This window comes from Pseudoalteromonas rubra (genome assembly GCF_001482385.1).
GTDB classification, from domain to species: domain Bacteria; phylum Pseudomonadota; class Gammaproteobacteria; order Enterobacterales; family Alteromonadaceae; genus Pseudoalteromonas; species Pseudoalteromonas ardens.
The window spans coordinates 3,367,778-3,382,916 of sequence record NZ_CP013611.1 but is presented as its reverse complement, the minus strand read 5'-3'; the positions used below and the strand labels follow the sequence as shown (position 1 = coordinate 3,382,916).

Genomic DNA, 15,139 nt, shown 5'->3' with positions numbered 1-15,139 from the left:
TACTCGGCTTGACATCGCTGGAGCGTCCATATATGTCCATGTAACCAACTCAAACTAAATCCCATCAAAAGTTTCATATTCTCCTGCTTCTCTCAAAGTAAACTTAAGATCTTCTTTGCCAACTACTTCTGAGTCAATTAAGACGTCAAAAGAAATAAAATTACCGCCACTAAAATCAAAGCATGTTGGCACTACAATTTCAAAAGCTGTCTCACCGCGAACAATGTAACTAAGATTGCAGTGAGAAATACTATTTTTTTTATTTTTTCTAAACCTTTTTGGGACAATTTTAGGCGCTATTTGCTCTAGTCTCCCTTTAGAATACACAATGATGTTTGGCATTAATCCACTACTGTCAATCGTAAAGAAAATACTGTAATTTTCCCTTTCAAGCTTATAAGACAGAACGATTTCTTTCTCAAGCTTCACCTTTGGGTTATTGATAATCCCGCTCGCTACCTCAACAACTTTTTCATTCCCTTCCAAAGAAATATAACGAAAAGTATCTGTATACCGCTGGCATGAGACGGTCAAAGTTAAAAATATAACTAAAATGATGTATCTCAATCTATCTATTCCTTCTTTCCAAAATATTTACCAGGCAAAGGCTTGCCACCACCGTAATAGAAACTTAAGTCGACCGTGGGAGTACCGCCAGTCGCCTGAATTATGCCACTAACAAAACTATTTGAGTTGTAGCTATTCATAATACCGGGAAAAAGGTCATAATCGACGCAGTTACAATAGATTAGCTGTGCGGATTTCAATTGATTGAAATATTCCGCATTAGTCATTCCTTCAGGGGCTATGACCTCACCAACAGTGAAATTTTCTGACGGCATATCCGTTGGGCGTTGTGCTGTCTGCCCACTAACAAGCAATTGCGCACCTTCTATAGTCAAACCTTCTGGACCAGCACTTATCCACTCTGCACCATTTTCCCCAGTATATTCAATTGCCAGATGTATCGCTGTTTTTGCAACTCGGTGCCCGGTTATATAAATTTTTCCTTCTTCCCTATTACTTGTTTTACTCTGTATTTTTGATTTTCTAGAACTTTTTTGCTGATGCTTCATCTCATCATTAAACATCCTTGAAAATCCGCCAGTCACTGCACCGTTAGCAAATTTACCACCAGAGAGTTTAGAAGCTGTACCACCAACAATAGCCGACACAACCACTCGGGCAATACTAAAGCTAGATCCAGCATCAATGGTGTCGATACCCGGTGCAAATGCCTGTGTCACGCCCGCTGCAACGAAGCCATGACCAAAATTACCGCCCTGTAATTCGGCCATTACACCACCGACCAGGCCATGCGCTGCAATTTTCCCAGCATGGAGCATACTGCCAAACTCAACTTTACCAAATGCTGTGCCCACACCATAAAATGCAGCTGCACTTGCAGCGCCCGTGAGTGCTCCTTTGAGGATGTTCCCGCCATTGGCTGCCGCCCCAGCGGCGCCGGATATGGCTCCAGCTGTCGCCGCGCCATACCAGGAAGAAGCAAACCAACTTGCAGTCCCACCCGTAATGTAAATAAGGCCAACACCAACGATAAGGCTAGTGAAAGGTTTTAATTTCTTATTAACCTTTTTCAGTGCACTAAACAAATACCCACTCGGATCCGTATAACTCAAAGGATTATTCAGCACATAAGAATAAGCATTGTAATTTTGAAGATTCGAAGGCGCCTGCACCACCGGATCTGCCTGCATAAAGCGGCCAGTCTCTGCATCGTAAATCCGACCATTCATATGAATGATGCGGTTGTCCCCACCCAGTGAGACTGGCTCATGGCCGGTATAGCCGCGCAGGTTCGGTGGTACGGAGTTAAATACAGATAAGGTCAGGTGTAATGCAACATGCCCGCTATTGCGCTCCTGGAATGTAAAGGCCGATGTCGACTGTTTACCAAATACGTCATAGCTGAATCGTTTGAGCAGTTTATAGTACGCATTGGTTACCGCGACAATGGAACCCTGGTGATCTGTAAACAGCCACTGTAGCTTACTGGTACCTGAGCTGTAATAGATTTGCATTGCGTCATTGCCAATGTAGCGTTTAACGTAATGCTCATCTGTACTGTTGTCGACACTTAGCTCCAGCGCACCAACATAGTACACCGTTTGATGCTTATCCGTGCGTTTATAACGACGGTTGTGCGCATCGTAGGCAAATTGCACCGTCTCTGAATTGCCCGTCACTTCGCTGACTTTGTTTCTCGTCGTGTATTTCAGCGTCCGATAATCACGCGTATCCACAATCAGCCCTTCTGCTGTTTGCATCTGCGTCTGATTGCCGTTGGCATCATATTTAAAACGCTCGTAAACCGTGACCTTTCTGGGTTGTGTGAAACCACCAGCAAACGCGCTGGTTTCAGTCGCAGTGTGTACAGATGTGTTTGCTGAGCCACCGAATACACTGAAATTACTCGACGAGTACACCTGTGCTCCGCCACCAAAGGGGTTGTCTATCGGGCCACCAATACCGTCTTGCGAAACGGTTTTCTGATATTCCCGGGTCGTCAGGGCATGTTTCGCAATACCAATGCCACCATAGTGGTGTGTCCACTCTTTATTGCCATCAAGCTTGGTTGACAGGTTACCGCTGGCCGAATAACTGAAGTGCGGGCTACCATTGATATGTGTTATCCGATTAAGCTTGTCATAGCCAAAACGCTCTGTGTCCCGGTTCGTTAACGTCCGCTTGGTCAGATTGCCCAGGCCATCAAATTCATAATGCTCGTTTTGTACATAGCTGTAGTTGCCTTGTGTACTGATGCTCGCAATCATGCCATTGCTGGCATAGCCCAGTTTTACCGCGATATGCCCTTTCTCATAGCTGCTAACCTGTCCTCGTGCTGTAAGTCCGGTCAGGTTGTAATACACCTCACCATGTGTCCCTTCTCGCGCCTCCTGACGAGACTTAAGCTGGCCATATTGATAGTGGTTGCGTATACCTCTGGCTTCATAGTATCGCCCTGCCCCAGAGCGACGATAATCATCAAGCTGAATACTAACCCGACCATATTCGTCAAACGCCGTTTGCTGAATAACACACAAGCTGGTTATTGGGTTTATGAGCGGGTTGTTCGGCTCTGTTCTAAGCCTCAGGTCATTCGCCCGGGTATTGAATGTGACATGCTCATCACAGCGAGTGGTGCCCGATAACCCTGTCAGGGTTGACACCAGCCTGCCAAAGTGGTCGTAATAATAATGCTGTTTCCAGTCGTTGCCCTGAGTCGCAGTTTTAAGCTGGAAGTAAGTCTCTGCACTGCCTCCATACAGCCATTCACTGGCCCCTTCGTTGATAATATCCGTTTGCAAAAACACCGATGTTGAACCACGGTAAGCGCTGTCCGGCACAGTTTGCCACTGGCGAGTTTTACGGCCCAATGAGTCATACTCAAAATGGGTCTTAACCTGTCTGGCGTCGGTTTGTGACAGTAGTTCACCAAAGGCGTTATAGGTATAAGACCAGGTACCCAAATCAACGGTTTTTTGCTGCGTCTTACGCCCCAGTTGATCGTAACTGACTTCTGCTACCTTACTGTTGCCATCTGCTGATGAGCGGGTCCACACGCGCTGATTTAACACGTCATACCCGTAAGACAAGGTATTCCCGTTGGCATCAACAACGGATATAACCTGCCCAGACTCATTGTAGGTCGTACTACTGAACTGGCTATTTTCAGGCACATTGCCTGTCAAAGTAACCGTCGATGTCAGCCCAAACTGCTCATTTACCGTCGTAATATCTGCGTTAGGGTCTTGTACACGTGTCACTCTGTCAAAAACATCATACTGCGTGGTCACAGCCTGTTGATCTGGCGCATTGACAGTCACAGCACGGCCATATTTGTCAAAGCTGTATCGTGTGCTCAGCCAGTTGCCAAGTACTGTACGCGTTTGTGTTTCAAAGGTGCGCCCAACCCTATCGACCCTATCACGCTGAACCAACTCACCATTTACATACTTCTCAAGCTGAATATCACAGCCAGGCAAATCACAGGCAGTTGCATAGCGATAACTTTGTGCGCCCGTATTCTGATAGCTACCTATCTGGCTGCCAAAGGTGTCATACATAAACTCCGTCCGGCTGCCACCGGGAGACTCAACGACCAGGGGCTGGCCAAATGCATTGCGCTTTGTGACCTCATCACCTGTGATTTCCAGCTGCTTGAGCGGGTCATACTCACCACTTTTATAGTAATTCTGCTTTGTATGTTTCGGGTAGCGCTTTTCGTCATCGTAAACGGTCTCCAGATAACGTACCTGCTTGTCCTCAATACACCCGGAGTTTTCCGTTGACACCTTTGTTGTATTGCCCACCTCATCATAGCTATAGGTTTTAGTCAGCTCCAGATGGCACCCTTGTCCCTTTGCCGTAATTGCTTTTTTGAGCATCCATGCATGGTCACTACTTTCATCGTAGTACTCAAATTCAGAGCGCCTTGTCAGTGCCGTCATCTCTGGCTGTTCATGGGTTACCTCACTTAAAATCAGACGCCCCAGCCGAAGTCCTGTGTCGCTGCTTTCATAGGTATTTACGGTTGTAACACTGGAAAGTAGAGTGGCATTCCCCCCACTGGTTACAAACTGTTCAAAATCAATATCTGAATCATACTGTGTCGTAATTGTCTGAGTAACATTGGCATATTCGTCCTGAGTAATCGACGTGGCGTTGCAGGCATAGCCGCTGATGAACATATTGCTATCGATCCGCGAGCTACATTCTCTGCTCAATGACTGATATACCTGATGAGCACTTGCCCCGCTGGCTAACGGCGCAAAGCTTCTTACTTCATAGGTATTCTGCGCCGCAGAAATCACCTCATTCCCCTGCCACTGTTTTCGTGTACTACTTGGCATTCCGGTTAATGGAAACGCTTGATGGTACTGCGTTGTTGTCGTAAAGGTGTATGAAGTACCCGTGCTATCCGCTTTGTCCGTCGATGTCTCCAATTGCTTAAAGCCCAGCCAGCCCCGGCCACCAAACTGTACCCGTGCGCCCCGGTAATGATAATCTACCGAACTTCTCAGCAGGCTGTTGTCAGAGGCAGGGCTGTCTGAGGTAACACGCTGCACTAAAGGCATAGCCGAAATGGCTTTTGTTACCAGCAACCCCTGTTGCTGAAACAAACGCGCATCTTCATCAAGTACCTCATCAAGCTCAGAGTACACCGCAGGCTCATTCATCAGCCCGTAAGTAATGTTGGTTTTATTTCCTGCGCCTTGTGTGATCTCAGCGAGCATGCCTTCATAAGGGTTTTGCGTTTGGTTAAAACGCATTTTGAGGTGCTTCTTGCTCTTGTATAGTATTTCTGCAACGCCATCCCCATTGTGATCAGCATAAAAAGCATAGTCACCTTGTTCAGGGGAGATGTCCGGAGTACTAAAGTGGTGGTCTGACTTTACAAAAGTTTGCAGCTCCGGTGACCACTCATAAGCGAACCACAGTGCACCATTATTGCTTTTGAAGTACAGTTCAACACGGCCATTTTTATCAACATCCGCGACGATGGGAGCAAACTTATCCGTTGCAAGCCCTGCACCTCCTGTGTCACTGCGTGCTTCCTGCACGAATACCGCTTCAAACTCTACTCGTTCACTGGACTGGTTAATGAGCACTTTCCAGCGTTTCACCTCCTCATCGCTGGCGCTGGTGTCCATATAAATCAGGTCTACCAAGCCGTCGCCATTAATATCAGCAGGGGTCAGGTGTTTTAATTCAGTCCCGGTGGTTACCTGACTGGCAGTAAAGGTATTGAACCAACTCAAATGATTGAGTGCAGACATGCCCTGATTGTAATGCACATAGAGGCGATTCACTTTGTTTTCATCGCAGTGAGTGAATTGGCGACATTTGAACGACACGATGTCCGCCAGACCATCAAAGTTCATATCCAACAGCACCCAGTCGCTGCCTTTTTCGGTGAAGTCGGCGTTCACACTCGTTATGTCTGCATCCAGTATTTCAGGTTTATCAAAACGTTTAGTCTGGGTGTTAAATACACTCGCGTAGATATACTGATCCGCTGCATCCTGCTCATTTTTGAACACCGCATCGACGTATCCGTCACCATTCATATCGGCCAGCTTCAGCTCACGCATAAACCAGTTTGGTTTTTCAAAAGGTAATGTTTGCTGCTCCCAGCTGTGGTTCTCAATACCAAATTGCTGCCAGTAAGGTCGATTGATACCGTCTTTACGCGATTTAATGTTGATCAGGACACTCTGCCGCCCGTCATTGTCATGGTCGTAAATCGCAATCGCCACCGATTCATCGTGATCTTCTCTGTTTACATCCCGGCAATCTGTTTGATGCGTGCCTTCGTAGGCACACAGTACATAACGGTGTGTGGCGGTTCTGTATAGAACCACCATTTCAGGCTTGCCATCACCTTGTAAATCCGCCAGTGAAAAAGCGGCTATAGTGCTTGCCTGCCCTGCAGAAAGAAGCGTAGTGGCGCTGTCAAAGGTGAGCGCCGTCGCGGCGTCATTGTAGCGAAATTTCACGGGACGCTTGCAGATCGTTCCACGACACTGAGCCACCTCATCCAGTGTACGGCGGCCATCCGCTAAGGTACTAAATGTGAACTGATATTCTGATAGTTCATATCCATGGTGGTTAAGCATTCGGATATTAGACAGCCTGGCCAGCTGGCTTGTGATCGCCGTATCGACATATGCCGAGGCTCTGACAGGCCCACTTTGATAGCCAAACTCAATACGATTGTCACTGTAGGTTATCTTAGATAAAACTGTTTCGTGATGATCATTATCAGCGATGCGTTTATAGTGATATTCAATGGCCGTTTCTTCATTTTCCAGATTGTCATACACCTTGTGTAACAACCAACTAAGCGTTTGCTCTTTGTCATCAGAATCTTTCAAGCGAATTTCAAGATCCGGACTTCCTCCATATTGTTTAACGGAGCCATCTTTACCCTGCACAATAAATTTAATGCCCGAATTAGTACTGACTTTCACCACTCTAATTTGGCTATCTATTTCTGTTATGTAACTGTCCAGCACAGCAAAGCCACTGTCATAGTGCTGCTTACCGGTACTGATGAGCCGCTGGCCGTCCAGGCATAACCTGTCATCTGTGTCCAGGGTAAGCCCTTTAAACTGGCCATCTTGTGCCTTTGTTTGTCTGCATCGGCTAATGGCAGACCCCGCTTCCAAACTCCAGCCAAGCGCCACATTTGAATCACCACTTTGACTACTGTAATTCAGCGATACTTGTGGAGTCACACCTGCGATCCCTTCAGGAACCATCAGTGGCAAACTATAATTCGCGGCACCGGATTCACTGACTCTGAAACTGCCTAACGTGGCGGCAAACCGGGCGCTGGCTGTCAAAACTTCGTTCGACGGCGCTGATTTACCTGCCTGGTGATAGGGCATGACTAAACTAATGGGCGCATCGACGCCACTGTTAGTTAAGTGTAAGAACTCTACGTTTGAGTAATTCAGGCTACAGTGTCTATCCTGCGCACTATTCGGCAGAGATATGCGGATACAAGCTTTGACCCTGAAACGATACTCACCGTTCGCCAGCGCATAATACAGTTCACTTTGGTCGCCGGGTAAAGATGATCTGCTTGGGTGATTATCCTCTGCTTCAAAGTATCGCGTTAAATTAAAACTCTGGTTATTTACGCTTAATTCAAACTGATACTCGTCAATATCACCACTCGACTCCGCCTCAAAGACCAGGTTTCCACTGATGTTTTGAGTCAATTTCAGTGTTGGTGTTCCCAGGCCATCGGTTGGATCCAGAGGATTGCGGCCCGTTAGCAGCTCAACTTGATCATTCAGGCCATCTCCATCGCTGTCTGGATAATATGTACAACCTTTTGAGGCCAGACAATAACCATAAAAATAATACAATGAGCTATATACCACCTGGCTGTACTCGGCATTTGCAGTGTTGAGTAACAGGTAGACCAGCTGCGCTCGGGTTACCCCGGAATTCAAAGCCTGGACCCATTGTGCCTGAGTTTTGCCTCCCAAAGATAAACTGCTATCTAACGCAAGCTCATTACCGGTCAGGTACTCGAACAAACGATTCACAAACCCGGCATTATCGGTATTGGCCAGTTCAGGGTTGCCGCTGATCAGTGTAAAAATAATTTCATTTAACGGATATCCCTTGGTCAGCAGATACGTCAAAAAGCTAAGCTGCGCCTTAGTCGGCGGCCTTTGCATCAAAATATAGTAAGCTTTGGCCACAACAATCGCATTCGTATCAGATTGCCCCGGATGCCAATATAGAGATTCCCATTCAGCCAGTTCGTCTGCAAATGCTTCAGCGAGTTCATCCAGTGATTGCCACTTAATTGCATTGGCTTTGATCATGCTACGATCAATCTCATGCATGTTGCCATCGACTGTCGTCACATAGATGTGCCCGGATGCGGAGAGCTGAGGAGCCACATCAATGCCGCCGGAATAGGGAAATGCGTAATGCCAGTTCGCCAGACCCGTATCTGTATCCAGTGAATACAAAGCCTCGTCCATTGAACCAATATAGACATTATTGTCAGTATCTAGCTGCGCTGGCGCTAAAATTGCTCCACGGGTCATAAATCGCCACTTTTCAAGATGTCGGTCGGCGAAGTAACCCGCATTGATTTGGTGGCGAACTTTATAAAAAGTGTGGTTTAGCGCGCCAAAATATAAATCATCAAAACCCTGGCTACTAACCACAACAGGCGTGGCCGCGACTCCCTTGATTGTATTTATCTCATTGGCTAGCTGAGGATCGGTCAGATGAGTCCATTGATGACTGAGGCCTTTGTTTTCAATCTTAAATGCTGATAACCCCATCTCAGTACCGGCATACAGAAACCCATTATTACTGACAGTCACTGAGCGCCCCATTAAATCTGAGGTTATTTCCAGGCCACTGCCGTCTAACACCGTATCTGTAATCACTTGTTCACCATTCTGGTAAACACCGTTATTCACAGCCAGATATAAGCCACTATCATGATATCCGTCGATAATGTGCTGTGAGCTAATCTCTGTCTCAACTTTATTTTCGGTGACAGTCAGGCTGGCATTATTAAAGCTGTATGTTTCTCCGGTGCTGCGCAATCGCATGAACAATTCTGACGATTGGGGGTCAAAATACCGTCCATTTAGAGTGAGCGTTGCGCTCTTTTCACTATGTACCTGCAAGGTTGCCTGCTCTAACAATGGTACAACATTAGAGACGGTTATCTGATGGCCGTCACTACACAAGTCCTGAATATTGCAGGCTGAGAGCTCATAGCTGAACTGACCCAGATACGGCTTGTTAATTCGGTGCTGTAACTGCTCTTTGAATTTAACCACGGTCAATTGGTTATCATCTTTGAACTTATCCGCAACACTCCCTTTCCAGGAGGTTACTTTGAAATATGCTCTGGCTGCATCTTCGCTGTTTTGCCAGCCCAACAGAAAGTCCCCGGCAGCCTTACCGTCTTGGGGAAAATACGTGAACCTGGGAACACCTGGGATGGGTAGTTGATGAGACACAACGGTGGAGTGACACACAGCTTTGCCCTCTTTGCGGGCATGTTCATCATACTCGATGCGTCCATTTTTAAGTATTTCACGATACCTAACTAAATAAACACACGCAGTCAGTGTTGCGCCATGATGCTGATACTTGGTTGCGACACTGTGATTGTAAGAAACGCCCTGAAACTTTATTTCAGAACCCTCAACAAGTACTTCTCCATCCATCGTTGCTTTGATGTTCAGGGCATGGGCTTTGCTCAGATTGCCTACATCTATAGAATAAACACCCACCTCAGCCTGAGTTAAGGTAATTACTGGCTCTCCGGGGTCGTCAGGCTCACCATAGTCAACGCGTTCACTTTTGCAGTTTTGCTCGCCAAAAACGGGGTCTCTTTGCGCTCCGTCAATGCTATGGTAATTCACGGCTTTAACACAGACTTCAAGCTTTTTGCTGTGGTCATGCTCAACCGTCGCTATGTCAAAACTAAGATCAGATACTGACTGCTCGGTAACAGGGATCCTGTCGGATACGTTTATAGACACATCACCCAACGTCGCAACAATATCCAGTGCTTTGGCATGCTTGAGTGCTGCGGGTCGCTTTACCGTTAACCTATACTGACCTGATTTATTGACCGGTTCGTCTAGTTCAACAGTCGGTTTATCTGGCGTTGCAGGCGCGGGATAAGTAATGGTGTAAGTGTCTGACTCCGTTGGCCCGTGTAGCTCAGTATGCCAATTTCCATCGTCTGTTTGTACGGTCTTATACCCAGCGGCCTCAACTTCCAGCTGCATCCCTTTTTGGTCGTAATGGGTGTCCAGATAGCCCGTCCACTTCCTTGTATTTTGGTCGTAGTCACTACCTGAAATGGTCACTGGCTCCCCGTCCAAGGTAGCCTGCACATTCAGACGCTCTGTATTTGCTCCACCCGTGACAGTAACATTCACTCTGTTCCAGTTTTTTTGATCTCCCTGAATGGCAATATCAGGCTTGCCTGGCGCGCCTGAAGTAAATTTTTCAGGGTCTTGCACAATTTTGTTGGCACACTGTTGCTCACTGAAAGTCGCCTGAAACTGCTTACCGTCTTCAGGGTGATAGTTTCTGCCTTTAACACATACGGACAGCTTCTTACCATGAGAGCGGGCAAGATCTACGCTGATTGTGTCTGAGAACGACCCATTTCCAGTGACCGCTTCTTTGCTAGCAGGCCTGTAAAGTACTGTCGCGGTTTCAGCAATTTCCTCAAAAATGAGCTCTTTCGTATCACTGTGCTCTACAGTTAACACGTACTGACCCGGCGTGCTCTTGTCTTCTCTGAGCGCAACTGAAACCTGCGGCTTGTCGGGCAAAGTGTATTGAATAGTGTGATCATGAGTGACAGCGGGTCCTGCTAATTGCCGTCCATCTAAGCTACGTTTTCCCTGAGCTGTTACAACCAGGTTCTGACCATGATTCTGGATGCTGGTTGTGACCCGGCCTGTCCATACTTCTCCACTGCTGTAGCCTGTGCCTTCAATCGTTACAGATTGGTTATCTATCTTTGCACTAACTGCCAACTCAGCGGTGTTGTAGATATTTGACAATGAGATCACGCGAGTGCGAATGTTGTCAGGTGCTTGCTGTACGTTAATACGTGGGGCCGAAGGGCTCACGCTTTCACGTGACACAATATTCAAAACAGTGGAATCAGAGCGACTCTCGTTACCCACATTATCCACCAGTTGTGCAGAAATAGTGATATTTTGGTATGCCTGCTCAGGCGTCCAGACCAGATCAAAGCTACTATCACTATCTGTACAGAGTCGGATCTTATCCTTCGGTTGCGGTTTGTTTACGTCACAATGCCTGACATTTTCAATCTTAAGGTCTGTGTTATCGACCGGCGAACCATCCAGCAAAAATTGCACGTCGTCATAGTCTATTGACTCTGACCGTGTGCTCTGTGAAAAGGCTGTTACGCTAAATGTTACAGGGTCACCTTCAAGAACAGAGCTATTGCTTGGCTGAACATATTCAATTCGGGTGCTCAAATAGGGCTGAGCATTGACATTAACGGATGCCTCGCTTCCTTGTAATCCTTTAAGATTTTTGACATAGGTATAATAGGTATATCCACCTGGAGAGAGCGTCTGATCTGGCTTGGTATTTTCTTTATATTCACAGGAGTACACATTATTGTTGCCCGCAGCATCATTGCAATCTGCCACTTTGCTACTTCCCGCGCACGCCTGATTCCTGGGTAGTCGACTACCGCTCGGAACACGACATAACATCAAAGCTGAATTTTCAGCGTTGAACCCGTGTCTATCAGTGACTTCGGCTTTAACAGTGAATGCTTGATCATAAAACGGTGCGTCGTTACTCACACTGATTTGTACTTCAGGCGCGGTCACATAATTAAAGGTAAGACCAGAGGTTGCTTCAGCACCTGCTGCATCTCTCACCTTCACCTCAACAAGGGTAGTCTGGCTAATCTCCCCGATATACTCACGGCATCCAGATTGGCTGGTGCACAAATCGCCACCACTAAAACCAGTGAAATTTCCACTTCCGACTCTGAACACCGCTTCATTCAGTTCATTGTAAGACTCCTGATCTGCATCACTGGCTTTAACAACAACCGAAACTTCGTCTTCCTGTCCAACATCAATGAAGCTACCTGTCTGCTCTACAGAATTCACGATCCCTTTAATCGTTACTGTGGGCTCGGTGTTCCTTTTCAGAACAGTAAACTTAACACGTTTTGAAAGGGCCTTATTATTTTGATTATCTTGAACTGATGCCCGATAACTGTAATCCCCAGCCGGTGGTGATGTCAAACTTAAATTACAGGTGAGCGTATGATTTTTATCATACGTATCGGTGCTACACGCCTGATCAGCTTCTGCGCCGACCAGACCGCCTGAAATTGTAAATTTATTTATATCTCTCCCTTCATCCTTGACCTTGAAGCCAATACTGATATCCATACCTGCAGCCAGCTTTCCATCACTGAGCGTGCCATTAATAACCGGGTCGGAAAATACAGGGATGGTTCGTTTGGCAACAATAACGGTAATTTTACACTGCCCTGAATAAACCCTGCTGGACTGGTTAGCGTCATTTTTTTCCCAATGATCAGTCCAATTCAGGATGAGCTTATTGGTACCAGGCTTCAGATCGGCGATTGACACTGTCGGGGAGTTAGCGCGTGAGCTCAATCCATTAACATATCGCTTTGTGGTGACGCCGTTAATCTTCAATTCACCGCCCTGACGGAAATCGAGAACAAAGCCCCCTCCCGGGTTTATGGTAAACTTATTAATATCGGGGATTGTGAAGCTGGCGGCATCTCCTTGAATAATGGTCAGACTTGGGACAGAGCTGTTACATTGGCTAACAGCCCATATTAATGGACTGTTCGCAATTAAAAATACAGCGATTAAAACTCGAATAATGGCCACAATTACAACTCCTGTTTCCACAAAACATCCAAAGTGACTGGCTGTGCCAGCGGCAGAGGTTCGCTCTGTTCATCCTCGCCAAATAAAGATGACCATAGGCCATAAATGGAGAACTGCTGCCGGGCCTCCACCATTGGCATTTGCAATCCAAACACACTATTTCCTTCACGATATATAAATTGAGGATCTGAATGCTCTGCGAGCGAGGTTTCTGTGATTGCTACCGGGGCAGTTAGCACATTCATAGAAATCTCTGGGGGGACTTGAAAGCGTGCAACGGTTCTCGCATGCTGAGCAAAGTCGAGTACTTCGATACTGCCATTGCGCAAAAACGCATAGACACCTGCTAATTCCTGTTTAGCTGGCTGCGTGCTGAAGAATGAAAATACACCGGAATCAGGCTTCGCAGCCTTTACCAGGACTGGGCTTGCAATAATATTGCTGTTTCGAATACCCGAGCATACATGCTGGTCAACGTCATTGATTTGTGTTCGACAAACCTGCCCTCTTTCACGCAACAAGCTCACTGAGTAGTAGACGTATCCGTCACTGAAAACAGGACGATTTGATACTACACCGCTAAGCGCAACCTCCCAATCAAATGCCCAACTTCCGCCCTGATTAGAATATTTCACCAGTTTGTTATCATGTGTGGCAAAGAAAATACTGTCTAAGTGGTGTACGACGGTCCTATGGTTTATATCTCTATTTTCTGCATCAAACAGCAGTGCAGAATCCCCATTCAGAACTTCATCACCTACAACATGATTAAACTGATCAACAAAAACTTTATTCTTACCATTGATTGCTACCAATCGGTAGAAGTGCGTACCTGCGGACATTGCAGTTAAGTCGGTAAACGTTCCCTGACGGGCAAGCTCAACCCCGCGAGTATCCAGCAACAAACAGGGACCATTGGCACTGTATCTGAATAACCTCAGATGAGACGTTCCCGTGACACTCCAACTCAGCGTTAAGGCACTCTCAGACTCTGCCATACTGACATCAAACTGCTTGATGGTCGGGACCCATAGTGACCTGAGAAACTTCAGGCTATCAGGATCTGGATGGTCACCTCCCGGGCCGATATCCGGATCCAGTGGAGCGCCCGAAGGTGTTGGTGGCCCGGACGGTGAAGACCCACAGTGGCCGGGCTGGGCATTTGAATCAAACGCTAGTGCATATGAATGCAAGAGCATAGCAATAAAGAATATCCCGGTCACAATTGTTTGCCAAACCATAACGTCTCCATACAAGGGTCAAAATCGGCGCGAATAATAACTCTAAAATTACATTATTTCAAACAGCGGAACATGGGAAACACTTTAAAAAAACAAAACAATCACCCAAGAAACAAATAAGCAATAAAACATTGGGAATTTATCGCCGCATTTTGTTAAAAAAAGCTTTCCAAGCTGCATATCGTATTTGGGTTAGAGCAATTATGATATGACCCTGTGCGGTCAGATGGCACGTATGAATGCGCAGCATATCTGAAAAGATATCCCAATCCGCACAATTAAGTAGCCAATCTTGACGCGGATAAATCTCCTGTTGATTAGTGTATTAATGCGGATTGGTATTAAATCATAGAGCTATGTTGTGATACATCAGTCACTCGCTGGATAAGCGTTCAGTGGCTGAATATGTAGAGAGTAAAGAGATCTTTGATGCACTCAAGGAGATAGGCATTGATTACGGTCAGGGCTACTACATTTCGCGCCCATTGCCCGTCGAGCAGCTCACTGCCGTGCTGCAAACTATTTTATCTGAGAAAACAGCCTGCTAGTCTTTTTGTACAAAATTCGACTAAAATATAGCTGCCTATTGGGTAATTCTCATCTATAATTAAGCGTACATTTTGACGTGTCACTTTAAATACCTGAAACACAGGTATTTACAAGACATTCAACGGATTTGGACACGTCTGGCTATGGAAATGGAGGAATCGCAATGGTACAGCTGTCTATTATATTGTTGCTCATATACGTTGTTATCGCCGTACAATGTTACCGAAGCGCAAGTCACAAAGGCTACCCTAAACTATTTTTTACCCTACTGGGCTTAGTGCCTTACTTTAACCTGGTGGTGTGGGTTTATTTATTATTCTTACCCGACCTCAAATCAAGCCGCCAGTTGGGTTCTTTGGAGTCATAACCGCACTTCACGGCTCATTT

Annotated in this window: 4 protein-coding genes and 1 pseudogene; 2 read left to right on the top strand and 3 right to left on the bottom strand. The window is 46.3% G+C overall.

The features are described from left to right. Positions 1–54: 54 nt before the first annotated feature. The 3 genes from AT705_RS14690 to AT705_RS14680 are packed head-to-tail and all read right to left on the bottom strand — an operon-like array spanning position 55 to position 14,203. Positions 55–567, bottom strand: a complete 513-nt coding sequence (locus AT705_RS14690; protein ID WP_058797138.1) for a hypothetical protein — start codon at positions 565–567, stop codon at positions 55–57. Positions 568–572: 5 nt separating this feature from the next. Further along, positions 573–12,962, bottom strand: coding sequence for a SpvB/TcaC N-terminal domain-containing protein (locus AT705_RS14685; protein ID WP_058797137.1), 12,390 nt, complete (start codon positions 12,960–12,962; stop codon positions 573–575). 2 nt (positions 12,963–12,964) lie between these two features. Then, entirely contained in the window at positions 12,965–14,203 is a 1,239-nt protein-coding gene (locus AT705_RS14680) for a hypothetical protein (RefSeq protein WP_058797136.1), read from the bottom strand. Positions 14,204–14,571: 368 nt separating this feature from the next. Between AT705_RS14680 and AT705_RS24960 the strand changes: the two are divergent. Together AT705_RS24960 and AT705_RS25720 are read left to right on the top strand one after the other, a co-directional pair. After that, positions 14,572–14,751 (top strand): annotated as a pseudogene (locus AT705_RS24960) (EAL domain-containing protein); the annotation flags it as partial. Positions 14,752–14,915: 164 nt separating this feature from the next. After that, complete coding sequence (locus tag AT705_RS25720) at positions 14,916–15,119, top strand: hypothetical protein (protein ID WP_010383280.1); 204 nt, start codon at positions 14,916–14,918, stop codon at positions 15,117–15,119. The last annotated feature ends 20 nt before the right edge of the window (positions 15,120–15,139 follow it).

Coding starts and splice junctions, on each gene's coding strand:
- AT705_RS14680 (WP_058797136.1), bottom strand. CDS start 14,203: ATGGTTTGGCAAACAATTGTGACCGGGATATTCTTTATTGCTATGCTC.
- AT705_RS25720 (WP_010383280.1), top strand. CDS start 14,916: ATGGTACAGCTGTCTATTATATTGTTGCTCATATACGTTGTTATCGCC.